Source organism: Vibrio sp. Y42_MX_L11 (genome assembly GCF_024181785.1).
GTDB lineage: Bacteria > Pseudomonadota > Gammaproteobacteria > Enterobacterales > Vibrionaceae > Vibrio > Vibrio diabolicus.
The window spans coordinates 61,258-83,611 of sequence record NZ_JAMZAP010000020.1; the positions used below are offsets into that span (position 1 = coordinate 61,258).

Below are 22,354 nucleotides of genomic sequence, written 5' to 3' on the forward strand. Positions count from 1 at the left end.
AAGATTGTGACTTTAGTTCACATGTTGCTTTGAGCATATAGTCTTAATCTTTTAATAAAATTTAAAAAGGGTTAGTTTCCTTTATAAATTGCTTAATAAGAAAATATAAAAATATTAAGCGTTTTTAGTTGTTATTAACTTTTTAAAACCATCTTCATGGTGTAACAGCTAATTTAGATAATTAAAATATAAGACATTGTTTTTAAAGCTTAAATCTTGATTTTAAAGGTTTGGCTATGCTCTTGTGAGTATTTTGTAACCAGTTTCAATATTCAGAATAGGTAATTAACATGATTAGCTATGCCAGTTATCACGGCTTAGTGGCATATTTAATTAAATTGATAAGGTCATGGAATTGTAAGATATACATGAACCCTAACGGTTTAATAAATTGTAAAATATTTATTTTTGTCAGTTTGCTAGTGTCTAAGGTGACATATTCAGGTGAGGTTGTGACCATCCCCATGGACCTTTCAAAGTGGACATATAAAGGAAACAACTTTGAATGCAACTTATTGCACTCAAGCACGCCGTATGGGAAGTTTTATTTCCGTTCGGAACCTAACAATAAAACTTATTTTATTTCCGATATACATTATGAAAATAATAAATGGAAAACGATTGCTCTAATAAGTCAAAGTACCCCTTGGTCTAGTGAGCTTTATAGAAAAGAGTTTGCCACCCTTGATTTTACTAAGCCATCCCAACGATTTGTCTTCAGCAAAGGTGCTGATGAACTCATGGATTCAATTGCTACTGGTAACTGGGTGACGTTGTCACTAAAGGGAAGTAATGCTTCCTCTTTGTCAGAGATTGTGATTCCGACTATTCAAATTCAAAACGCGCTCAAGTCATTTAATGCCTGTCGAGCGCGTTTGCCTAAGCTTTCGTTTTCAGAGGCACGAAATCTTGTTCTGTCTTTTGACTTTGGTCAGAAGGCGCTCAGTCGTAAGCAGCAAGAAACGCTCGCAGCGTTAAATAGCTATGTATCTGTTGATGATCGCGTGACCAAGATTTTAATTGATGGCCACACCGATAACGTTGGTTCTAGTTTGGCGAACCTTTCAGTATCACGTACTAGAGCAGAGCAAGTTGCCGAGGCCTTAGTTGAACTTGGTATTGATAAATCGATGATAGAAACAAGAGCGCATGGTTCTCGTTACCCAATTGCCAGCAATAATTCGACGAAGGGCCAAGCGAAAAATCGACGTGTAACGTTGCGCCTAGTTAGAGATAACGAGCGAACGGCAGTGAAACACCACCCTGATGTACAACAACAAAATCAACAAACGAAAGTTAAGGTTCAATGATGACGAAAACGAAAATTTTGTTGGTTGAGCCGAATGAAGCTCTTGCTCAACCAGTATTGGATGTGTTGCAAAATGCAGGTTACACCGCAAAACACACTCGTACTGGCCGAGGCGCATTACTTGAAGAGCGAGCAGAAATCACTCTTGTGAGCTCTACTTTACCGGACATGTGTGTCCGCGAGTTTGTTGCTTGCCACCAAAAGCAACGTAACTCTGGTGTTGTTATCGCTATTGTCGATCAAGAGCAGGGAATCTTGGCGGCTGAGACGATGAAATCGGGAGCAACCGATTATCTATTACGCCCATTTGAAGCGAATCAGCTGCTCAATTTACTGAAGCGCGTTGAAGCGCTAGGTAAGCCAATGGCCAACATTGTTGCGGAATCTTGGCGAAGCAAGCAGGTACTGCAATTGGCGCATCGTGCCGCTTGCACCAGCGCCAGTGTGTTAATTACAGGCGAATCGGGAACGGGTAAAGAAGTGCTGGCTCGATATGTGCATGAGCACTCTCCACGTATTGATGGTCCATTTGTGGCGGTTAACTGCGCCGCCATTCCAGAGTCGATGCTAGAAGCGGTTCTATTTGGTCATGTAAAAGGTGCCTTCACAGGAGCGACTAACTCTCAAAGCGGTAAGTTTGAAGAAGCGAATGGCGGGACGATTTTGTTAGATGAAATCGGTGAAATGTCCCCTGCAGTTCAAGCCAAGTTATTACGCGTTCTTCAAGAGCGTGAAGTGGAACGCGTAGGCAGCCACAAGGCGGTGAAGCTTGATATTCGTGTTATTGCGGCAACCAATAAAGACTTACGTGAAGAAGTTCAAAAAGGCACATTCCGTGAAGACCTTTATTACCGATTGGATGTTTTGCCTCTGCACTGGCCGCCTTTGCGTGAAAGAAAAGAAGACATTTTACCGATCAGCCAATTCTTTATTGAAAAGTATCAAGATAGCAGTCGCTGTCATCTATCCCAAGATGCGATCAGTGCGCTGAGTCAGTATCACTGGCCAGGCAATATTCGCGAGTTGGAAAATGTCATTCAGCGTGCATTGGTCATGCGTCATGGTGACTACATTACTGCCCATGATCTGATGCTGCCTATTGAACTTGTTGCGCCAGTTCCATCCGCTGAGCCAGCTTCAAGCTTTGGTCATGTAGAAGCGAAGAAGCAGGCCGAATATCAATTTATTTTAGAAAAATTACGTCAGTTTGGTGGAAACCGAACGAAAACCGCAAACGCGCTTGGAGTATCAACTCGAGCGCTACGCTACAAACTCGCAGCCATGCGAGAACATGGTATTGATTTACAGTCGGCACTAGGCTCGGCTGCCTAATAGGAGAAAAAATAGATGGCAAGTCAACCTACTCATGCGGTCTCGGCAGAGCAACTTATGTTGTCAAAAATGCAGGCGATGCAGGCACAAGTGCAGCCGCCAGAGTTTATCGTGAGTGCAAATCCTTTAGATCAACAATCACTAAACGCACCATTATCGTTCTCACAAGCGATGACAAATGTGTTGGATACAGTGAATCAACATCAATCAGTGGCTAGTCAAAAAATGACGGCCGTAGAAACAGGAAAAAGTGATGACCTAGTTGGTGCGATGGTCGCTAGCCAAAAAGCCAGCTTATCATTTAATGCTTTGATGCAAGTGCGCAACAAAGTCGTGACCTCATTTGAAGATATTATGAAGATGCCGGTGTAATTCATGTCAGAACTAACCCCCCAAGTCGCCGGAAATACAGCCATGACCTCCGGCTCAGCACAGACATTTTCTACTGCGAATAGCATGGACGATGTAACAACGAAGCTGAAGCAAATCTGGTCGAGTAGCCAGAGAAACCTAGTGTTATCTGCCGTACTCGCTGCGATTGTTGCGGCAATCATTGTGGTCGCTCTTTGGAGTTCCTCACAAAGCTTCCGTCCACTGTATAGCCAACAAGAACGTTTTGATATCGGAGAGATTGTCTCGGTATTAGAAAGTGAAGGTGTGAGCTACCGTATGCAAGAGCAAAATGGCCAAGTTCTTGTGCCAGAAGGCGAAGTTGCGAAAGTTCGCATGTTGCTTGCGTCAAAAGGTGTTAAAGCCAAACTGCCGACAGGTTTGGATTCGCTTAAAGAAGACAGCTCTCTCGGTACAAGCCAATTTATGGAAACGGCGCGTTACCGTCATGGTTTAGAAGGTGAGTTAGTACGCACTATCATGTCTCTGAATTCAGTGGCGAATGCGCGTGTTCACTTAGCTATTCCTCGTCAAACCTTATTTGTTCGTCAAAACAGCGAGAACCCTTCAGCGTCAGTGATGCTTGAGCTGAAACCTGGCGAAGACCTCAAGTCTGAGCAAGTTGAAGCAATCATCAACTTAGTGGTTGGTAGCGTGACGGCGATGAAGCCTGAATTTGTATCTGTTATCGACCAATATGGCCGTTTACTCAGTGCAGATGTTGCTTCGGCGGAAGCAGGTAAAGTCAATGCAAAATACCTTGAATATCAAAAGAACGTTGAGAAGCAGATCATTCAACGCGCAGCAGACATGCTTACGCCAATTGTGGGTCCGAGTAACTTCCGTGTGCAAGTCGCTGCTGATATGGACTTTAGCCAAGTTGAAGAAACGCAAGAGATTTTGGATAACGCACCTGTCGTACGTAACGAGCACACCATTCACAACAACTCAGTTGACCAAATTGCGCTAGGCGTACCAGGTTCTCTAAGCAACCAACCGCCGGTAACTGGTGAAGAAGTAGAAACGAACGATAGCCAAAACACCAACGCACGCTCTGAAGTAAACCGTCAGTATGCAGTGGGGAGTAGTGTTCGTCGTACTCAATACCAACAAGGTCAAATTGAGAAAATGAGCGTGTCGGTACTGTTGAACTCGAAAGCCTCTCCGGATGGTGTTGCTTGGAGTGAAGCAGATAAAGAGCAGATTTCAAATATGATCATGGATGCTGTCGGTATTTCTGCGGCACGAGGTGACAGCTTAAGCTTGATGAGTTTCAACTTCACTCCAATTGAAATTGATGCGCCTCCTGCGCTGCCGTGGTGGCAAGACCCTACAGTACAGCAGCCAATACGTTACGTTATCGGTGGTTTGTTAGGCTTGGCGATGATCTTCTTCGTACTACGCCCATTGATCATGCACCTCACAGGCGTTGCGTTGATAAGCCAGTACCAGAGTTAGACTTTGCAGAGCCGCAAGAAGAGCCTGATTATGACAACCTGCAAACGCGTGAAGAGCGTGAGCATGAAGAAGTGCTTGATCGCCGTCTATCAGAAAAAGGTATCTCAGCCTCTTCCGGCTTAGATGTAAACAGCGACATGCTGCCTCCAGCCGGTTCGCCACTAGAGATTCAATTGAAACACCTACAGCTTATTGCCAATGAAGAGCCAGAGCGCGTAGCCGAAATACTGAAACAATGGGTAAACATCAATGAACACAGTTCCATCAAAGCAGACGCTTAGTTATGTAGAACAAACCGCGCTCGTGCTATTAGGCATGGGCGAGGATGCCGCTGCGAAGGTTTTACAGCACTTTAGCCGTGATGAAACCCAGCGGGTGACTCGTGCAATGGCGAAGTTGAATGGCATTAAGAGCGATTCCGCTCGCGGCGTTATTCAAACTTTCTTTGAAGACTTTCGTGAGCACAGTGGCATTCGTGGAGCTTCTAAAGAATATTTGTCTAATACGCTACGTAAAGCATTGGGTAATGATTTGGCAAAAGGGCTGCTGAATACGCTGTATGGTGATGAAATTCGCAACAATATGCAGCGCTTACAGTGGGTAGAAGCAGAAACGCTTGCTCGTTTCATTGTGAATGAGCACCCGCAAATGCAAGCGATTTTTCTTGCCTATTTGCCAGCTGATAGCTCTTCAGCGGTGTTGAAGCACCTGCCACAAGATTACCATGACGAAATCTTGTTCCGAATTGCTCAGCTGCAAGACATCGATCATCAAGTTGCTATTGATTTGCATGAGCTCGTTGAGCGCTGCATTGAAAAAGTATCTGCAAGCCAAAGCACACCGCTATCTGGTGTCAAGCAAGCTGCTGACATCATTAACCGCTTTGAAGGTGATCGCGGGTCGTTGATGGAAATGCTGAAGTTGCATGATGAAGATGTCGTTAATGCCATTGAAGAGAATATGTTCGACTTTATGGTTCTTGGTCGTCAGCGTGAAGAAACCATGGACATGCTGGTGCAGCAGATCCCACTAGAATTGTGGGCAGTTGCACTCAAAGGTTCAGAAATTACGTTACAGCAAGCCATTAAACGTTCTATGCCTCAGCGTATGGTGAAAGCACTGGAAGACGATATGGAAGCGCGCGGGGCTGTTGCGCTAAGTCGTGTTCAAAAAGCGCGTCAAGACATCATGCAAATGGTACGTGAGTTGGATGAATCTGGTGAAGTTCAGTTGCTTCTTTATGAAGAGCCAACGGTGGAGTAACGTCATGGTAGAGACAAAATCAAGTACGATGCGACTGCCGCCGAGTGGATACCGTTTGCACCGTTTTCCGCCTTTGGCGCAGCCTAAGGCTATAGAAGACGAATTCGGGCTAGATAACCAGGGTTGGCAAGAGCCGCAAGTTGATATTCAACAACAGCTTGAAGCCGGTTTTCAACAAGGTTTACAGCAAGGGCATGAGGAAGGCTTACGTCAAGGTATCGAGCAGGGTAAGCAACAAGGTCTGCTAGATGGGCAAAAAGAAGGCTTCCAAAAAGGCTTTGTGTCTGGTGAGCAGTCAGGAAAACAGAGTTTTCTAGAGGCGGCGAAACCCGTGAACGAGCTCTTTCATGCGCTGTCTCGCTGGCAAGACGAAAAAGAGCAACAGCAACGCCATATGATTTGTGAGCTGGTACAAAAAGTGGCTCAGCAAGTGATTCGTGCTGAGCTCACTTTAATGCCTCAACAGATCCTTGCTTTGGTGGATGAGACATTGTCTGCCATGCCAGGCAAAGCGGAAACCGTAACCGTGCATTTAAATCCGCAGGATTTAGAACGAATTACTCACATTAATGCTGATCTACCACAATCTTGGAAACTGGTGGCTAATACGGAACTTCCGATTGGTGGCTGTCAACTAGTGACCGATGATGCAGAGGCGGATGCAAGTTGCGACTCTCGTTTAGAAGCCTGTATGGACAATGTAAAACAACACCTTTTGGATGAAGTTAGTATTCCGCAGGTAGAATCAGAGCATGAGTAATACCTTAAGCCATGAGCTATTGAGTGAGCGTTTGAGCGAAGCATTGGCTTCGCTCGATTCAATCCCTGTTGCTCGCGTGACAGGGCGCTTGATTAAAGTAAACGGCTTAATGTTACAAGCCGTTGGGTGCCGGTTTAAACTGGAGCAGCGCTGTCTCGTAGAAACCGCAGAAGGCGACATGATCGAAGCGCAAGTGGTGGGGTTTGAGCACACTATTGCTTACCTAATGCCTATTCGGCGCTTAGGTGGCTTATTTGCTGGTGCGAAAGTCATTCCTCTGGACGGTGACAGTACCGTGCAGTTAAGTGCTCAGTGGTTAGGGCGAGTGCTGAATGGTTTAGGTGAGCCGTTGGATGACGGGGCACCGCTAAAAGGGGGAGATCGTGTTTCACTTGAACCAAAACCGATTAACCCTTTGAAGCGACGTCCTGTTGATACCCCACTCAACGTTGGGGTGCGCGCAATCAATGGACTCTTGACCGTCGGAAAAGGGCAACGCATTGGCTTAATGGCGGGCAGTGGTGTCGGTAAAAGTGTTTTAATGGGGATGATCACCAAAAACACCGAAGCCGATGTGATTGTGGTCGGTCTTATTGGTGAGCGAGGCCGAGAGGTACGCGAGTTCATCGAACGAAACTTAACCCCAGAGGCGCGCAAGAAGGCGATTATCATCGCGGCTCCTGCTGATGAATCCCCGCTGATGAGGTTAAGAGCGACACTGCTTTGTCATCGCGTTTCCGAGTATTTTCGAGACCAAGGCAAAGATGTTCTGTTGTTGATGGATTCTCTCACTCGATACGCCATGGCACAGCGTGAAATCGCTCTTTCGCTTGGCGAGCCTCCGGCATCTCGCGGTTATCCGCCCTCTGTCTTCAGCGTGTTACCGCAACTCCTTGAGCGTGCGGGCAACAGTGAAAATCAGCACGGTAGCCTAACCGCAATTTATACCGTGTTGGCGGAAGGGGACGACCAGCAAGATCCTGTCGTGGATTCTGCGCGTGCTATCTTAGATGGGCATGTCGTATTATCGCGTCAACTTGCCGAGCAAGGGCACTATCCTGCCATTGATATTAATGCGTCTATCAGCCGTTGTATGAGCACCTGTACACAGGAGGCGCATAGCACGATCGCGAATAATTTCCGCCAGATGTACTCCAACTATCTTCAGGTGAAAGAATTACTGCCGTTAGGAGGCTATCAACCGGGGCAAGATCCTGAATTAGATCAATCTGTTGCTATGTATCCAAACTTACGCGCGTATTTACAACAAGCCGCCAATGAGTCAGTGGATTACCCAACCAGTTTGACCGAGCTCGCGCAGCTTTTTCAAAGTGCTTAACCAAATGGGAGTGGTATCGTTGAGATGAAATCCAAGTTAAAAGCAGTGGGTAAGCTGCAACAAATGGAAGAAAAGCAACGTGATCGTGTGGGTCAACAACTTGATGCTATGCGTCAACGTCACTTCCATCTTTCAATGCAGTTGGAACAATTGTCAGCATTGAAAGGCCATGCGGGACAATCAACCAGAACTGTTCCAACACTGACAAGCGCAGCGCTGATGAACTTTAATCGTGTCGATCAAATGCTGCAAAAAATGCTTCGCCACCATGAGCATGAACAAGCCGTCATGCAAGCGGAATGCGCGTCTGTACAAAAAACGCTGGAGCACAAACACGCTCGTGTTCAAGGGTTAGAAAAAGTGCTCGAACGATGGCGTACTAAGCAAAATTATGAAAAAGCGAAAAAAGAGCAAAAAATAATAGAAGACATTATCAACTCTCGTGTTAAGCGCAAGATATTATGATGTCTTATCGAAGCTATTTGGAGCGCGAATAATTTCTTCGGCGTCTTAGCCAACCAAACCAGCCTCCAAGCATGATCATCCCTGCGCCAAGTGCGCCACCACTACTGCCATTATCCTCAAAGCCAGATGTGTTGGTATCTTCTGGTTCAAAGCCGGAATCACCTTCACTATGATAATCTTCTGTGCTTGCTAAGAGAGCATTGTAACGAGTCTTCACTCCCGAGCTGGTTTGGGCTTCAATCCATGTTGTGTAATTTAGAACCTCAGTAAACACACTCGGAATCGCAGCGGATTCACAAACAGAAGAACCATAGCTTACAATACCGATTTGTTGATACATTCCGTTATTGTCTTGATAGGTGAGAGGGCCACCAGAGTCACCGCTGCAAATACCGGTATAACTGCGCTCAGGAAACCCATTGGCACATAAGCTTTCTTGAGCATTAAACCCGGTCACTAAAGAAGCACATTGCGCATCAGTGAGTGGTTTTACTTCCGCCCATCGCAAATAATTTGGTCCATTTTCATCGTTGGTCGAGGTTTGCCCTAAACCGAATATCTGATAAACCGATTGGCTGCTGTAATCACCAAAATCTTGCGGCAACGTAATGGATTGAACGTTGTCGGTGATCGGGTGGGTAAGTTCAAGTACGGCGATATCATTAATCCATAAATCACTAGGCTCGTAATTTGGATGAATAGTGATAGAGCGAACATCTTTGAATTCCTCAACAAACACATCGTTCATTGTCGGGTTTTTTACTAAGACTCGCAGATCATTGATTGTCCATCCGTCAGAAAAAACACTCGGCTCTACACAATGAGCGGCGGTTAAAATGAAGCGGTCATTAACAACAGTTCCGCCACAGATGTTGGCAAATTGATTAGCGCCAGTTTTGTGTAGAATGAGTCGTGCGAAAAAGGGCAATTGATTTTGAGTGGCTTGCTGGCCGCCAATGATTGCCGTTGATATACCTTGCTCTGAATGAGCGTCTTCACTTTCAGCGACTGCACTCATGGGTACTGCGAGGCAGAGTACGCTTAACCATATTTGATACCGCTTCATAAACCATCCTTGGATGAAAAGTGCTCTTTCTAACTTTATACTAATTTTTCAATGAATGTGCTTAACAAAAGGTTTCTTTAATTGAATGATTGTTGCAACCACGAGCGCAGAAGGTGAAACGATTCCAGCTTTAGCTTGTGTGGTGGGCAAACAAAGTAAAACTGTTGGTTAGGATTAATGACGGGTTTACCCAGCTCGATTAACTGGCCATATTTGATGTCATCTTTCACAAACAAGCGATGAGTGACCAATAAGCCTAAACGACGAGTCGTCGCCTGCACGGCTTGTATCGACATATTAAAAGTGATTGGTTTTTTGCTTTTAGGTCGCAGGACGCCAGTCGCATTCTGCCACACGTTCCAGTCATTTTTTCTTCGTTCGTTAGTGACTTCAATGATGGGATACTGCTTTAACAGTTGAGCGATATTTGAGTCTTTCGTCTTAGCTATCAATTCAGGGCTACACACCAAAACCAGTTCATCTTCACTAAGCTTTTCACAGTAATAATCTTGCCATTCCTCGGTGTTTCCATGCACGAGTGCTGCGTCGATACCTTCTTGCTCTAGATTAAACCTGCCAGACAGGTTGGATAAACGAACGTCTAATTGCGGAGCAAAGTCCTGCAAACTCGACATTCGCGGAATCCACCAATGCAGCGCCAAGGAATTCACCATATTAAGCGTAATACGTTGCAAGTTTTGGTCTTGGATTAGCGCTTCTGTGGCATCGACAATTTGTTCTAAAGCTGGCGCAACCTTTCGATAATATTTTTTACCGTCAGCATTAAGTTGAACTTGTCTGCCTACGCGATCAAACAGAGGTTTGTTGACCTGAGTCTCCAGTGATTTTATCGCCTGACTCACCGCCGAATGACTCACACTTAATATCTGCGCTGCTTCTGTCATGCTGCCAGATTCCGCCACAGCGACAAATGCATAGATGGATTTTAGAGGGACTAATTTACGCATATTTTAGAAACCATAACATGATGAGAGATAAGTTAACCTGTAAGTTTTTCTTACATTAATGGTTAATATTACTCGCTATTTACAATAAGTGATATCTCATAAAATACTCCATATATTAAGGAGTATCGAATGAATGCAGTAAATAAATCTATCCTTTTCATGCTGATGTCTACGTTAAGCTTATCTGTTACTGGGTTGTTAGCAAAGCAGTTGACAGGTGAACTTTCCGTCACACTGTTTAGTTTCTTACGCTTTTTGGCTCCTGCACTTATTTTGCTTGTCTTACTTCGTTTCAAAAATCTTACCTTTCCTAAAGCTGGGACGTTAAAATCGATTTTGCTTCGCGCCTTCTGTATCGGCTTATCACAGTTGTGTTTCATCGAGTCACTACAAACGTTAACGCTGGTAGAAGGGGTGGTATTGTTTGCCACTGGCCCATTATTTATTCCTTTGGTTGAAAAGCTGTTTATGGGAGGCCACATTCGCGTTTCAACATTGGCGGCTTTAGCAATGGCGTTTACTGGAGTGGTTATGTTGGCGGGAGTTGATGGGGAGTTTACTTGGCGCTCGGATTTATTACTCGGTCTAGCTGGTGGACTCTTCAATTCCGGCTCTCAGCTTACGCTATATAAAGTGAGTAAAACTGATATGTCGCCATTAGAAATCAACTTTTGGGCGTTTGGGTTTGCTGCCGTATTTCTGTTACCGCTAACGTTGTTTAACGACATCGATGTTTTACTCAAAGCCAATGTGATGGAATCTACTGTTTCTTCTAATATGCTGTGGCTCGGTGTGATGTCCCTGATGATCATTAACACCCAAGTTTTCCGCTCCAAAGCGTATCAACTGGCAAGCAGCGGCTCTCAACTTGCACCACTTATTTTTACTAACCTACTGTTCACCGCGGTTTGGCAGAGTGCGTTTTTCGATGACCGAATGAGTCAAAGCCAAATTATAGGGATGAGTTTAATCGTGCTCGCAACCATACTAAACACATGTTGGGTTCGCTTTACGGCGCATCGTGGTGGTAGGTTACAAGCGAGAACTTCTTAGCCTGTCGGAAAATAGAGGATTAAGTAAGGCAAATCAGAGGTGAGGTTTGATTTTTTCTGACAATGAACTAGCGTCAAGAAAGGTTCAGGGAGAGAAATAATGCTTACGCTAAATTATTACGTTGAGATTTCAGCTACACCGCAACGGGTGTGGGAAGTGCTAACTGATGCTGAGTTATACAAACGCTGGGCACAGGCTTTCTCACCCCAGTCTCAATTTGATGGGATATGGGAAGAAGGGCAAGACATCACTTTTTTTGATCCCGATATGGGCGGAACGCGAGCGACTATCGATATCGTGCAACCGCAACAGCGTCTTGAATTTCATCACATTGCTATTTTTAATCCGGATAATAGGCAGCAATTGGATGGGGATTTAGCATCTAAGTGGATTGGATCACGAGAGATCTATCAGATCGACACCAATAGTGATCGTTTGTTACTCAATGTCACCATTCATACGCACAGCGACTTTGTTTCTATGTTTAATCACGGATGGGAAAAAGCGTTGCCCCTAATAAAAGCCATCAGTGAGGAGCAAGCTTAAGTCTGATACTCATCTTGGGCTGACGGTACGTCACGTGTAGGTATACAATAGCACGCAAGATAGCGCACCTAAGAGAGTGGATGATGGAATTTAAAGTTGATACCCATACACATACGTACGCCAGTGGTCATGCGTACAGCACCTTGATTGAAAATGCAAAATTGGCGAAAGAGAACGGCTTGGATATGTTCTGTACTACCGATCACGCAGAATCAATGCCGGGCGCGCCGCATTACTGGTTTTTCTCCAACCAAAAAATCCTGCCTCGATTTTTAGACGGTATCGCGATCATTCGGGGTGTGGAATCCAACATTCTTAATACCGAAGGCGACATCGATATTCCGCTGAGTGTCGATCGTAACCTAGATTGGGTTATTGCAAGTTTCCATGAACCTGTTTTTCGTCCTGCAAACAAAGAAACTCATACGGAAGCGCTCATTAATGTGATTCAAAGCGGTCGTATTGATGCGCTTGGCCATCTTGGGAATCCAAATTTCGACTTTGATTTTCAGGCCGTTTTAACGTGCGCGAAAGAGCATAATGTTGCGATTGAAATCAATAACACCACGCTAAAAGGGAATAGCCGAGTGGGTAGCGTAGACCGTTGCCACGAGATTGCACAAATCGGTAAAGATCTCGGTGTCTTCTTCACAACAGGAAGTGATGCACATTTCTGCCATGATGTTGGTAATCTGGATTTGGTTGGAGAGCTAATGGATAAAGTGGGTATCGATAACAAAAAAGTGATTACTCACACCACTCAGCAGTTTTTGTCTTTCTTAGCTCTGAGAGGCCGTAAGCCAATTCCAGAGTATGACGACATTCGCAACGCATAAACTTGATTACATTTTAGGTATGCACCTGGCGTAAGATTGCTTTACACTGCGACCCGGAAATACTCAACTAAGCTAGTTTGTCGCCTTTTATGGCGTGGGTTACTTGGGTAAATAAAGCCGACACAGAATTCGGCACTATAAATGGAGAAGTGAAAATGTTACGTCCTTTAGCCCTAGGGTGTGCGATTGCGTTTGGCTCAACATACGCAATGGCGGAAGCGGTTGATTTAAAACAAAACATGAAGCAGATGAAGATGGAATTCAAACAGGCGGCAGAAGCGTCGGATGTTGAAACCATGAAGTCTGCAATTGATAGCTTGCAAGCAATCGTCGAGCAATCTAAGCGCGGTAACTATCCACCAGAGAAATTCGATACCTACTTAGAAGGCTTTAATAAACTAACGGTAACGTTAGACAAGATTGAGGCAGACTTAGACGCTGGTAACCTGCAAGACGCGAAAACACAATTACGTGAAATTGATAGCCTACGTGAAGAATACCATGACAAGCGTAACCCAAGTATTTGGAGTAAGCTGTTCGGCTAATCGCGATAAAAGCTGACAATAGAATATGAAAATAGCCTGCCGTTTTGGTGGGCTTTTTTGTGTCTGTCAATTGCGTTATTGAAGAAAAGCTGTGAGGTGGCAACCACTTATTGATCCTGTTTTTGAGCTAGCACTCAGAATTAGTTACGCTGAATTAAATTTGTTAAGTCACCGTTATGCGTAGATTAATTCCTTTTTATCGCTCCATGCTATTTGCTAGTGCTCTAAGTTGGGTGCTAGTGACGCTGATGCCTGTTATCAATGCTCATGGTAACAGCATGGGCGTGTGGGCGACGCTATGTACGCTTAATGGTTTTGAATTGGTTCAAATCGAAGAAAGTGACAATGCCGTCAGCCATAAAGGCAAACCGTGTCCTTTTAGCCACTTTTCGACTTTTCATCACGAAACACTTCCAACTACACCAATACTTCCACAACTGAGCTTGGTCATTTCTGAAAGCTACACTTTTTTGGCTCTAAGTGTACGATTTGAAACGCCAGTTCCTCGTGCCCCACCAAAGTTAGCGTTGATAAACTTCTAGCGGCAAGCCATCTGGATCTTTGAAAAAGGTAAACGCTTTGCCTGTAAATTCATCGATGCGAATGGGCTCTACCTCAATTTCTCTCGCCTCTAAATATTCTTTAACATGCTCGACATCATCCACTTGAAAAGCAAGGTGGCGTAACCCCTGAGCTTCAGGAAAGCTCGGTCTCTCTGGTGCGTCCGGAAAGCTAAATAGTTCAACTTGGCTACCGTCAGGTAAAGCGAGGTCAAGCTTGTAGGAGTCTCTGGCTTCACGATAATTTTCAGCAATGACTTTTAATCCCAACACTTTAGTGTAAAAGCGTTTTGACTTTGAGTAATCGCTGCAAATGATTGCGACGTGATGAATAGCATTAAACATGGCTCGTATCCTCAAACATGGTTAGTGTCTTCGGAGACTAAATGCTCCTTGACGAAGTCGATAAACACGCGCAGACGAGCAGGCATGTATTTGGTTTGCGCATACTGCATCGCGATAGCGCCATGGTAGTTACTCTTGATCATCCAATCCGGCAATACCTCCACCACTTCACCTTGCTCTAACGCGTCTTTGATCACGAAGTCATGGAAGATGCCAATTCCCAAGCCAGACTTAACCCCGTTCAAGCGCATTTGAGAGTGGTTGACGGCGTAGCGTCCACTTACTGCAATCGAATGAAAGGCTTCCTCTTTAAAGAATGACCAGATGTTGTCTTTGTCGTTCTCGGCAAGGTAAATACAGTCGTGCTGCTCAAGCTCGGTTGGGTGTTCAGGCATACCGTGTTTGGTGAGGTAATCTGGAGAGGCACACAAAACAAGGTTGGTCTTGCTGATCTCTTTGAGTACCAGATTCTCATCGGGTTTGTCGGTGAGCTTAAATGCGACATCAATACCTTGGCGGAACAGATCAATCTCACCATCTGCTGCACGCAGCTTAAGCTGAATATTTGGATAACGTTCTAGGAATGGCAACACAAACGGTTGAAGCACCGAATTAAGAAATGCTTCAGGGGCTGCCACTGTGAGTGCGCCTGTTGGCTCGGCATGATCTTCTGCAGATAACTCAACGGCTTGCTGCGCGGCATTCACCATTGCGATACTTTGGTCGTAAACCTTTTGCCCAGCTTGAGTGATGATCAATTTACGAGTCGTGCGCTCAAACAGTTTCACCGAGAGGGCTTGCTCTAATCGTGTGATCAACTTACTTAAAGCCGATGGCGTCACGCCGAGTTGTTTGGCTGCAGCGGTAAAACTGCCTTCGTTTACCACTAAGATAAACGAAGCAAGATCAGGAAGTAGGGCAATGAGTTTTGGATTAACCATAATTGTTCAGTTCTGCGCAGCGGAATAACGATATTGTCTGGTACGGTTTCACGAGGTTCAAGTGTCACCGTCTCGCTTTAACGATATTTTGCCAAAAATGCATTGAGTGCAGGCAAGCCAGGTTCACCAGTATGGTGTTGCTGCCAGCAGTGATAAATGGCCGTTTCGTGGTCTGCAATCAACTCGATAGCTTCTCGCTCAGCGGTTGAATACTGCTGTGAAGCTTTCACTTCTTCATGCCACTCTCGATATTTGACCTCATAAGGTTCTACCCACTTCAGAAGAGTCGCCACCAACTCTTGCCATGGTAAACCAATCCACTTGGTTGCATCTGCCAAGCCTTTATCAAACATCTCTTGGTGTCGGCTTTCGATATTCATGCCATTTGTCAGCAGTACAGGTTTGAGCTTTTCTGCGGTTAGCTCTTCCACTTCAATCAAGGTTTTCCACAGTGTTTGTTGTTCACTTTGGGTGTAATGGCTCAAGTAGTGGTTGAAAAAAGCGATGCCGTAAATTTCGCCATAGTAGGCAGACAGAACGTTATGAATCATGGTGAGAATCGTGATTTAAACAGGGAATACTGCATTTTAGGAGGGGAAAGCGCGAAGTGTAAATAGCTGATTAAGAGTAAAAAAATGCTGCTGACAGAATTCGAACAGAACTTGTGAGAATTTTATGAGAATTCGATGAAGTTACTGATAGATTTGCTCGTCATTCTTAGAGGCAAGAACGCAAAACGTTCGAAACGTAATGCTTAACCTACTCAAGTAACGAACAAAGAAGTAAAGCCGTACACATATGGGCTTGGGTAGTTCAACCCTCATTAAAGGATGGAATCACAATGAAAAAACGTACCCAACTCGGACTCGTCATGACTTCAGTCGCTATGGCACTAGGCTCAGCATCAGTGAATGCGGCGCAATTGGAAATCACCGTGACAAACGCAACCAAAGGCATCTACTTTACGCCACTTATTGTTGCCGCACATGGCTCTGATCTTCAAATGTTCAGAACGGGTCAAGCGGCAACGCCAGAACTAGAAGCAATTGCAGAAGGCGGTGATATCTCTGGTCTTGCTAGTGTGATTGCTAACGCTGGTGGTGCGGTGGTTGAGAATCCTGCTGGTGGTATTTTGAATCCAGGTGTTGCAACCACCTTCACCTTGGACAGTGGTGACCACGGATATCTTTCTCTGAGCGCTATGTTGCTGCCAACCAATGATGGTTTCGTCGGTCTAGATAGCTGGAAGATTCCAACTGAAGCGGGTACATACCGAGCAACGCTAAGAAGCTACGATGCCGGTACAGAAGCGAACGATGAACTTGCGTCTAGCATGCCAAACCCACCTTTCATTACCTTTGGTACTGGCGGCACAGGCGTTGAAGCAACGGTAACTAACGATAAAGTCCACGTGCATCCGGGTAACCTTGGTGATAGTGATCTAACCGGCGGCATCAGTGACCTAGACAGCAGCAGCCATCGTTGGTTAAACCCAGTTGCAACCATCACAATCGTTGTGAAGTAAGGGGGATGTATGAAAGTCAGAATCTTACTAGTAGCAGCTTCAGTCGGTTTGCTCGCCGGTTGTCCAAGCGATGATGATAACGACGTAGTGAAATCGTACAGCTACACCGTCAACGTGGCGAACTTGACTGCGAATCAACCAATGTCTCCGCTTGCGGTACTCACTCACAATGGTGACTACCAACTGTTTGAAATTGGCCAAGCGGCATCTGTTGAACTTGAGCATCTTGCCGAAGGCGGTAGTAACGCCGAGCTGATTGAGTTGATGAACAGCAATGACAGTGTTTACCAAGGTATTTCAGGTAATGGATTGGTGTTGCCGGGTGCTTCGGACGAAGTCACCATTACGGTTGACCCTCGTCGTTACGGTTACTTGTCTGTGGCGTCTATGTTCGTGAATACTAACGATGCCTTTGTTGGCGAAACTGGGCTATCGCTCAAATCGCTTGCAGTGGGAGAAAGTTATGAAATGAGAATGAACGTTTGGGATTCTGGCACAGAACTGAACGATGAGCTTGCCGCAACCATTCCAGGCCCAGCAGGTGGCGGTGAGGGCTTCAATGCCGCTCGTAATGACAGCAGTGACGTTGTTGCATTCCATGCGGGTGTTGTTAGCCAAGATGATGGATTAGCAACCTCAGCACTTTCTGCGAACCATCGTTTCTTGAACCCAGGTGCGAAAGTCACCATCACTCGAGTCGAGTAACACAGGCTCCGATGACGTCTCCTTTCCAAAGCGCTTTATCCCTTATGGCGTCATCGGAACCTTTTTATTACCTAAGGTGATACTCGCTGAATATAGCAGTAAGGGAGCACTTGGTGATATGAAAGAAATGTTAGTTTGTTCCGGTCATGTGCAGAGTGGCTTTACGTAAGTTAGGGAAAGGATCATGGAACGACAAGCTAGCTATTTATCGGCGAAGATTTTACTGGTGGAAGATGACGATGATTTGGCAGAACTGGTTCAGATGCATCTTAAGTTTCAAGGACACCAAGTGTCGCGAGCCACAAATGTCGCCGATGCTAAAGCACAATATCAGCAACACCCCTTTGATTTATTGATCCTTGACCGAGGTTTGCCAGATGGTGATGGCCTAGACATCTGCCATTATTTGCGTCAGCAACAAGATTGGAGCCCTGTGCTTATGTTGACAGCCAGAGACGGTGAAATGGACAAGGTTGACGGTTTAGAAGCGGGAGTGGATGATTACATTACCAAGCCATTTAGCGTATTAGAATTCCAAGCGCGAGTGCGAAACGTGCTGCGCCGAGTCAGCCAAACCGCAGAAGTCAAAGTAGCAAATGAAGCCCTCGACGATGCGATGGATTTTGGTCCGCTGAGAATCATTCCGGAGTTGCACCAAGTATCCCTAAACGACAAGGATGTCACTCTTACCGCGACAGAGTTTACTTTGCTGCAGTTTCTCGCGACTCGTCCGGGCAGAGTCTACAGTAAAGATGAATTGCTCGATCACGTATGGAACACCAGTCATTCTGGTTATCACCACACGGTGTGTAGCACCATTAACCGTTTACGCAGCAAATTGTCTTTGTCTGATTCAGATCATCACTTCATCCAAACCGTGTGGGGCGTTGGGTATAAGTTTCAGCCAAGACGCTAATGCAAAAAAGCAAGTCAAAACATCAAGCCAGACAGTAAGTTGGCAGTTGTTTCACCGTCATTTTTCAATCATCACGGGTGTTTCAAAAACACCGCTGTTTAAGGAGGCGATAGGATGAGCTTCAAATCTCGCTTGGTAGTATTTACTAGCTTGTGGTTCTGTCTTGCGGCGGTGGTGATTGCACTGACTTACAATTGGCAAAAAGAAACCATTGAGTTACGCACTAAGCAAAGCCTGCATAAAGAACTAGCCAGCCACATGCGTGACGATAATCCGCTGATGATTGGTACGGATTACAACCCTAAAGCGCTCAAGTCGATCTTTCATACCCTTATGCTGATCGGCCCTGATTTTGAAATCTATTTCCTCGATAGCCAAGGCAATATCACCACCCATGCTGCGCCAGATGGGGCAAAGCTTATGGACTCGGTGGATCTGAACCCCATTCAGCAATTTTTAAACAACGAACCGCTTCCCATCTTAGGCGAAGATCCTCGTAATCGCGGTGAACACAAAGTGTTTTCTGTTGCGGCGATAGAGGAATTAGGCTCTACGGTCGGTTATCTCTATGTGGTGATTGGCAGTACCCGACATGACGCCATTGCCAATGCGCAAGTCGATACCCCTTACATCGCGCTGGCAGGATTGGTCTTAGTGTCCATTTTAGGCTTTGCTCTCGGGGCTTATGTGCTGGTCAAACGTAGCCTATTGAACCCGATTGAGCGCGTGACCAAGCAACTTCAACAGCAAGCCGAACATGATTTTCACCTGCAACCTGACTTTACTCACCAAGTGCCGGAACTCGTGCCGATTGCACACTCTTATCAGATGATGGCGAAGCACATTCAGCAGCAGTTTTTACAGTTGGAGTATCAGTCTTCTCATCGTCGTCAGAGCTTGTTGCAGCTCAGTCATGATTTAAAAACGCCGTTATCGAGCGTGCTTGGCTATCTGGAAACGTGGCGTTTGCAGCATCCGGAATCCGATCCTTTGATTGAGGTCGCTTTCCGAAATTGTGAGAAGCTCTCAACTCAATTGCATTCTTTATTAGACGCCGCGCGTAAAGAGGAACCAATGCCAAACTACGAATACCGCCCCATAGATCTTGGCGCGTTGATGGCAGAATGTGCCGAGACGATGCAGAGCCAGTTTTCTCGTAAAGAAGTGGTGTTGAAAGTGGATATCGATAGCGAGATTCAAACTGTGGGTGATAAAGGACTCTTAGAGCGGTTGGTATTGAACCTGCTTGAAAATGCGTTGCGCCACAGCCCAATCGGCTCGGAAGTGCATTGCCAAGCGCATTTGAGTGAGGATAAGTCGCGAATCCTGTTCACTTTTGTCAACCGAATTGATAAAGATGCCGTCGGTGGCGCATTAGGAATTGGTACAAAGATAGTGCAGTCAATTTTAATGTTGCACCACAGCTACTTAGAGACGTGTGAGACGGACACTGAGTATCAACAAAAATTCGCACTTCTCGCTGCCTGAGGAGAAGCGCGAATTTGGCTTATCGAATGACTACTTAATAACGCCACATACAACGCGCGCACCGCCGCCGCCTAATTTAGCGGGGTGGTCGGAGTGATTGTCGCCGCCAGCATGAATCATTAATGCTCGGCCTTTTAAATCTGATAATTTTAGGCGAGGCGCGACAACGGGCTGATTGGCATTGCCATCCATGTCCACATAGAGTGGAGGCAGGTCGCCTAAATGATTGTCATCGGTCCAAGGGTAGCCATGCTTCCCTGTGTTGCTGGGGTCATAGTGACCACCTGCTGCACCGCCAAGGACGGTTTTGCCATTCTTCTCCGCGCTATCGCACGATGGTTTGGTGTGAACATGGAAGCCGTGCACCCCTGATGACAAACCTGATAACTGAGGCATAAATACCACGCCATAGTCACTTTGTGAAATCTCAATGGTGCCAGCGCTCTTCTTGCTGTTGAGATCGGTCATCGCGACAGTCTGCGCAAGTACATTAGGAGCGGCTACGAGAGTGGCAGCAACTGAAATGCATAGCAATCCTTTTAACATGGGACTTCCTTCTTTTTGGTTGTACGCTCAAGCACATATTAGTGAAAACTTCTCTTCCTTATGTCTGTTGAGCGGTGGGTTTATGTCAGAGAGTGATGTGTCTCACTCTATGGTCTTAAACTGGTATCTATCTGCGAAACCAGTTCTCCTTTATTAAGACTTAACATATTGAGATTGTTCAGATATAAAAAGAATAGACGTCAATCAAAAAATAGCCTGAATATTTTTAAATTAACGCAAAGTTAAATTTTTAATGACTTTATAACAAAGCTCATAATTGTTTTATAAAGAAGTTGTCGGAATTGTCTTCTATAAAAAATAATCAATTTAATGAATATTTTAATGTGAATATGGTTGTTTATAGGTTTGTGGTCAAACTGTTGCTTATATCATCAAATAAGATAAAAAATTGGAACTAAAGTCACTTAATGGCAGAGGAAAAAATTAAACTCTGGTTTTAATGGGTAATAATGTTTTAGTAACAGATAGTTACGCACTTAAAATTAATAATATGGCTAATTTCCGACAAGGATTGAAAAAGATGAAAGACAAGGAATCTATTCAGACTAATAGCAGCCGCCGTAATTTTCTGAAAGGCGCAACAGGAGCTGTTGTTGCTGGTGTGAGTGCTTCCGCTTTCTCGGGCGCAGTTCAAGCACGAGAACAGAAAATTGATTGGAGCAGCCGCGGGCTAGGTAGAAAACACGATAAGCGCTTTTGGCGTAAAGTGCAACGACAGTTCGTTTTGGATAAACGTACGACTTACATGAACATTGGCACAACGGGTTCTATGCCAAGACAAGTTCTTCAAGATTACGAGCATAACAACAAGTTGGTGGCTAAATATCCTTGGGATATGAAGGGCAAATTTGGCTCTTGGCCTTATGTCTCTGAGATGGTTCAAGAAGTAGCGCCTGGCTTTGGTGCGAACCCAGAAGAGATCATTCTCAGCCGCAATACTACTGATGGTCTATGTTCGATCATTAACGGCTTACACTTTGAACCAGGCGATGTGATTCTAACGACGCACCATGAGCATATGGCAGCAACATCACCGATGAACGTCGCAAAACATCGTTTTGGCGTCGATGTTGTTGAAATTCAACTACCAGTATTTACCGGTACTGAAGACGTTTCTGAACAAGATTACATCCAAGCTTTCCGTGACGCGCTTGATGCGCATCAAAACGTTCGCCTCATCATGTTCTCTCATATCACCTATAAAACGGGAACGGCGTTACCAGCCAAAGCCATTTGTGCTTTAGCGAAAGAATATGGTGTGCCTACGCTTGTAGATGGAGCGCATACTGTCGGTATGTTTGACCTCGATTTCCATGATATGGATTGTGATTTCTATGCAGGTTCTGGTCACAAATGGCAGTGTGGTCCTGGCGCAACCGGTATTTTGTACGTACGTGATAACGCCAATCGTTTGAATGAGTATTGGAGTGATCGTGAAAACCCGTTGTGGTTGATCAACTCTTCACTTTCTCATGCTGATTACTTAGGCAAACAATTACAGATGCAGTACATCGGGAACGACAATTATCCTGCGAAACAAGCGTTAGTTGATAGCTGCAAAATGTGGGATGAGATTGGTCGTGACCGCATTGAGGAACGTGTTCTAAGTCTTGGTAGTTTGTGTAAAACCTTACTACAAGAGTACTTGCCACAAGCCCAAATGTACTCGCCAAACGTGGAAGGTTTAACGAGTGGCTTAACCACAGTTAACCCATTCTCTGATGTGACGAATGAAGACATATTGACTGAATTCAGAGATCGTCTGCGTGAAGAATATGGCTATATCATTCGAACAACCAGCTTTAAGCTGCATAAAGATGATGACTTTGATACTTACGCACTCCGTATCTCCACGCACTTGTTCCATGACGAGCAGGATGTTGAAGGGCTCGTGGTGGCGATGACGAATTTGTATTACTCGTCGTTCTAACATCGTTGTTTATCACTCAAGCGCCCGTTATTGGGCGCTTTGTGAAA

At 45.2% G+C, this 22,354-nt stretch carries 23 protein-coding genes and 1 pseudogene; 18 read left to right on the forward strand and 6 right to left on the reverse strand.

Translation table 11 applies throughout. The features are described 5' to 3' along the window. Nucleotides 1-290: 290 nt before the first annotated feature. The 8 genes and pseudogenes from NL643_RS18140 to fliJ all read left to right on the forward strand — a co-directional run bounded on the left by NL643_RS18140 (nt 291) and on the right by fliJ (nt 8,316). Nucleotides 291-1,310 carry an OmpA family protein gene (locus NL643_RS18140; RefSeq protein ID WP_253644927.1) on the forward strand — a complete coding sequence of 340 codons (1,020 nt, stop codon included), beginning with the start codon at nt 291-293 and terminating at the stop codon, nt 1,308-1,310. Then, nucleotides 1,310-2,641 (forward strand): sigma-54-dependent Fis family transcriptional regulator, encoded by a 1,332-nt coding sequence (locus NL643_RS18145; protein WP_006741978.1) that lies wholly within the window; start codon nt 1,310-1,312, stop codon nt 2,639-2,641. Before NL643_RS18140 ends, NL643_RS18145 begins: the two co-directional genes overlap by 1 nt. Before the next feature lie 15 nt (nt 2,642-2,656). Beyond that, nucleotides 2,657-3,013, forward strand: coding sequence for a flagellar hook-basal body complex protein FliE (gene fliE, locus NL643_RS18150; protein ID WP_005375045.1), 357 nt, complete (start codon nt 2,657-2,659; stop codon nt 3,011-3,013). 3 nt (nt 3,014-3,016) lie between these two features. Further along, nucleotides 3,017-4,770 (forward strand): annotated as a pseudogene (fliF, locus tag NL643_RS18155) (flagellar basal-body MS-ring/collar protein FliF). Next, complete coding sequence (locus NL643_RS18160; protein ID WP_005394839.1) at nt 4,739-5,752, forward strand: flagellar motor switch protein FliG; 1,014 nt, start codon at nt 4,739-4,741, stop codon at nt 5,750-5,752. The pseudogene fliF and the gene NL643_RS18160 overlap by 32 nt, the downstream one beginning before the upstream one ends. Nucleotides 5,753-5,756: 4 nt before the next feature. Continuing rightward, complete coding sequence (gene fliH / locus NL643_RS18165) at nt 5,757-6,512, forward strand: flagellar assembly protein FliH (protein ID WP_005394841.1); 756 nt, start codon at nt 5,757-5,759, stop codon at nt 6,510-6,512. After that, nucleotides 6,505-7,851 (forward strand): flagellar protein export ATPase FliI, encoded by a 1,347-nt coding sequence (fliI, locus tag NL643_RS18170; RefSeq protein WP_005394843.1) that lies wholly within the window; start codon nt 6,505-6,507, stop codon nt 7,849-7,851. The genes fliH and fliI overlap by 8 nt, the downstream gene beginning before the upstream one ends. A 24-nt stretch (nt 7,852-7,875) precedes the next feature. Continuing rightward, nucleotides 7,876-8,316 carry a flagellar export protein FliJ gene (gene fliJ, locus NL643_RS18175; RefSeq protein ID WP_253644928.1) on the forward strand — a complete coding sequence of 147 codons (441 nt, stop codon included), beginning with the start codon at nt 7,876-7,878 and terminating at the stop codon, nt 8,314-8,316. A gap of 13 nt (nt 8,317-8,329) precedes the next feature. Here the strand turns inward: fliJ and NL643_RS18180 are convergent, their stop codons facing one another. Together NL643_RS18180 and NL643_RS18185 are read right to left on the reverse strand one after the other, a co-directional pair. Further along, the gene (locus tag NL643_RS18180; protein WP_253644929.1) at nt 8,330-9,334 is read right to left on the reverse strand and encodes a trypsin-like serine protease; all 1,005 of its coding nucleotides are present in this window, start codon (nt 9,332-9,334) and stop codon (nt 8,330-8,332) included. Nucleotides 9,335-9,459: 125 nt separating this feature from the next. After that, complete coding sequence (locus NL643_RS18185; RefSeq protein ID WP_253644930.1) at nt 9,460-10,350, reverse strand: LysR substrate-binding domain-containing protein; 891 nt, start codon at nt 10,348-10,350, stop codon at nt 9,460-9,462. Between the two features lie 129 nt (nt 10,351-10,479). Between NL643_RS18185 and NL643_RS18190 the strand changes: the two genes are divergently transcribed. The 5 genes from NL643_RS18190 to NL643_RS18210 all read left to right on the forward strand — a co-directional run bounded on the left by NL643_RS18190 (nt 10,480) and on the right by NL643_RS18210 (nt 13,872). Then, nucleotides 10,480-11,403, forward strand: a complete 924-nt coding sequence (locus tag NL643_RS18190) for a DMT family transporter (RefSeq protein ID WP_253644931.1) — start codon at nt 10,480-10,482, stop codon at nt 11,401-11,403. Nucleotides 11,404-11,502: 99 nt separating this feature from the next. Further along, nucleotides 11,503-11,949, forward strand: coding sequence for an SRPBCC domain-containing protein (locus tag NL643_RS18195; RefSeq protein WP_005394850.1), 447 nt, complete (start codon nt 11,503-11,505; stop codon nt 11,947-11,949). 83 nt (nt 11,950-12,032) lie between these two features. Continuing rightward, complete coding sequence (locus NL643_RS18200; RefSeq protein WP_253644942.1) at nt 12,033-12,785, forward strand: phosphatase; 753 nt, start codon at nt 12,033-12,035, stop codon at nt 12,783-12,785. A 155-nt stretch (nt 12,786-12,940) separates the two neighbouring features. After that, the gene (locus NL643_RS18205) at nt 12,941-13,330 is read left to right on the forward strand and encodes a cytochrome b562 (protein ID WP_253644932.1); all 390 of its coding nucleotides are present in this window, start codon (nt 12,941-12,943) and stop codon (nt 13,328-13,330) included. 176 nt (nt 13,331-13,506) lie between these two features. Continuing rightward, entirely contained in the window at nt 13,507-13,872 is a 366-nt protein-coding gene (locus NL643_RS18210) for a hypothetical protein (RefSeq protein ID WP_253644933.1), read from the forward strand. Here the strand turns inward: NL643_RS18210 and NL643_RS18215 are convergent. The 3 genes from NL643_RS18215 to NL643_RS18225 all read right to left on the reverse strand — a co-directional run bounded on the left by NL643_RS18215 (nt 13,852) and on the right by NL643_RS18225 (nt 15,727). Continuing rightward, entirely contained in the window at nt 13,852-14,235 is a 384-nt protein-coding gene (locus tag NL643_RS18215; protein ID WP_253644934.1) for a VOC family protein, read from the reverse strand. The two genes, NL643_RS18210 and NL643_RS18215, sit on opposite strands and share 21 nt — an antisense overlap. A gap of 11 nt (nt 14,236-14,246) precedes the next feature. Further along, nucleotides 14,247-15,176 (reverse strand): LysR family transcriptional regulator, encoded by a 930-nt coding sequence (locus tag NL643_RS18220; RefSeq protein WP_124008081.1) that lies wholly within the window; start codon nt 15,174-15,176, stop codon nt 14,247-14,249. A 77-nt stretch (nt 15,177-15,253) separates the two neighbouring features. Further along, nucleotides 15,254-15,727: a hypothetical protein gene (locus NL643_RS18225; RefSeq protein WP_253644935.1), complete on the reverse strand. Its 474-nt coding sequence runs from the start codon at nt 15,725-15,727 to the stop codon at nt 15,254-15,256. Nucleotides 15,728-16,017: 290 nt separating this feature from the next. Between NL643_RS18225 and NL643_RS18230 the strand changes: the two genes are divergently transcribed. The 4 genes from NL643_RS18230 (at nt 16,018) to NL643_RS18245 (ending at nt 19,810) form a co-directional block, all read left to right on the forward strand. Continuing rightward, nucleotides 16,018-16,701 carry a spondin domain-containing protein gene (locus tag NL643_RS18230; RefSeq protein WP_253644936.1) on the forward strand — a complete coding sequence of 228 codons (684 nt, stop codon included), beginning with the start codon at nt 16,018-16,020 and terminating at the stop codon, nt 16,699-16,701. A 9-nt stretch (nt 16,702-16,710) separates the two neighbouring features. Further along, a complete protein-coding gene (locus NL643_RS18235) occupies nt 16,711-17,406 on the forward strand; it encodes a spondin domain-containing protein (RefSeq protein ID WP_253644937.1) in 696 nt (231 codons plus the stop codon). A 184-nt stretch (nt 17,407-17,590) separates the two neighbouring features. Further along, nucleotides 17,591-18,322: a response regulator transcription factor gene (locus NL643_RS18240; RefSeq protein ID WP_253644938.1), complete on the forward strand. Its 732-nt coding sequence runs from the start codon at nt 17,591-17,593 to the stop codon at nt 18,320-18,322. Nucleotides 18,323-18,436: 114 nt separating this feature from the next. Next, nucleotides 18,437-19,810 (forward strand): sensor histidine kinase KdpD, encoded by a 1,374-nt coding sequence (locus NL643_RS18245; protein ID WP_253644939.1) that lies wholly within the window; start codon nt 18,437-18,439, stop codon nt 19,808-19,810. Nucleotides 19,811-19,840: 30 nt separating this feature from the next. Here the strand turns inward: NL643_RS18245 and NL643_RS18250 are convergent, their stop codons facing one another. Then, nucleotides 19,841-20,356 (reverse strand): superoxide dismutase family protein, encoded by a 516-nt coding sequence (locus NL643_RS18250; RefSeq protein ID WP_048625386.1) that lies wholly within the window; start codon nt 20,354-20,356, stop codon nt 19,841-19,843. A gap of 541 nt (nt 20,357-20,897) precedes the next feature. Here NL643_RS18250 and NL643_RS18255 point away from each other — a divergent pair. Next, nucleotides 20,898-22,307: an aminotransferase class V-fold PLP-dependent enzyme gene (locus NL643_RS18255; RefSeq protein ID WP_006741963.1), complete on the forward strand. Its 1,410-nt coding sequence runs from the start codon at nt 20,898-20,900 to the stop codon at nt 22,305-22,307. The last annotated feature ends 47 nt before the right edge of the window (nt 22,308-22,354 follow it).

Excerpts from the sequence above, each read along its gene's own strand:
- NL643_RS18200 (WP_253644942.1), top strand. The coding sequence starts at position 12,033 with ATGGAATTTAAAGTTGATACCCATACACATACGTACGCCAGTGGTCAT.
- NL643_RS18190 (WP_253644931.1), top strand. The coding sequence starts at position 10,480 with ATGAATGCAGTAAATAAATCTATCCTTTTCATGCTGATGTCTACGTTA.
- NL643_RS18245 (WP_253644939.1), top strand. The coding sequence starts at position 18,437 with ATGAGCTTCAAATCTCGCTTGGTAGTATTTACTAGCTTGTGGTTCTGT.
- fliJ (WP_253644928.1), top strand. The coding sequence starts at position 7,876 with ATGAAATCCAAGTTAAAAGCAGTGGGTAAGCTGCAACAAATGGAAGAA.
- NL643_RS18180 (WP_253644929.1), bottom strand. The coding sequence starts at position 9,334 with ATGAGTGCAGTCGCTGAAAGTGAAGACGCTCATTCAGAGCAAGGTATA.
- fliE (WP_005375045.1), top strand. The coding sequence starts at position 2,657 with ATGGCAAGTCAACCTACTCATGCGGTCTCGGCAGAGCAACTTATGTTG.
- fliH (WP_005394841.1), top strand. The coding sequence starts at position 5,757 with ATGGTAGAGACAAAATCAAGTACGATGCGACTGCCGCCGAGTGGATAC.
- NL643_RS18225 (WP_253644935.1), bottom strand. The coding sequence starts at position 15,727 with ATGATTCATAACGTTCTGTCTGCCTACTATGGCGAAATTTACGGCATC.
- NL643_RS18255 (WP_006741963.1), top strand. The coding sequence starts at position 20,898 with ATGAAAGACAAGGAATCTATTCAGACTAATAGCAGCCGCCGTAATTTT.
- NL643_RS18210 (WP_253644933.1), top strand. The coding sequence starts at position 13,507 with ATGCGTAGATTAATTCCTTTTTATCGCTCCATGCTATTTGCTAGTGCT.
- NL643_RS18145 (WP_006741978.1), top strand. The coding sequence starts at position 1,310 with ATGACGAAAACGAAAATTTTGTTGGTTGAGCCGAATGAAGCTCTTGCT.
- NL643_RS18185 (WP_253644930.1), bottom strand. The coding sequence starts at position 10,350 with ATGCGTAAATTAGTCCCTCTAAAATCCATCTATGCATTTGTCGCTGTG.
- NL643_RS18205 (WP_253644932.1), top strand. The coding sequence starts at position 12,941 with ATGTTACGTCCTTTAGCCCTAGGGTGTGCGATTGCGTTTGGCTCAACA.
- NL643_RS18250 (WP_048625386.1), bottom strand. The coding sequence starts at position 20,356 with ATGTTAAAAGGATTGCTATGCATTTCAGTTGCTGCCACTCTCGTAGCC.
- NL643_RS18160 (WP_005394839.1), top strand. The coding sequence starts at position 4,739 with ATGAACACAGTTCCATCAAAGCAGACGCTTAGTTATGTAGAACAAACC.
- NL643_RS18235 (WP_253644937.1), top strand. The coding sequence starts at position 16,711 with ATGAAAGTCAGAATCTTACTAGTAGCAGCTTCAGTCGGTTTGCTCGCC.
- NL643_RS18230 (WP_253644936.1), top strand. The coding sequence starts at position 16,018 with ATGAAAAAACGTACCCAACTCGGACTCGTCATGACTTCAGTCGCTATG.
- NL643_RS18215 (WP_253644934.1), bottom strand. The coding sequence starts at position 14,235 with ATGTTTAATGCTATTCATCACGTCGCAATCATTTGCAGCGATTACTCA.
- fliI (WP_005394843.1), top strand. The coding sequence starts at position 6,505 with ATGAGTAATACCTTAAGCCATGAGCTATTGAGTGAGCGTTTGAGCGAA.
- NL643_RS18240 (WP_253644938.1), top strand. The coding sequence starts at position 17,591 with ATGGAACGACAAGCTAGCTATTTATCGGCGAAGATTTTACTGGTGGAA.
- NL643_RS18195 (WP_005394850.1), top strand. The coding sequence starts at position 11,503 with ATGCTTACGCTAAATTATTACGTTGAGATTTCAGCTACACCGCAACGG.
- NL643_RS18140 (WP_253644927.1), top strand. The coding sequence starts at position 291 with ATGATTAGCTATGCCAGTTATCACGGCTTAGTGGCATATTTAATTAAA.
- NL643_RS18220 (WP_124008081.1), bottom strand. The coding sequence starts at position 15,176 with ATGGTTAATCCAAAACTCATTGCCCTACTTCCTGATCTTGCTTCGTTT.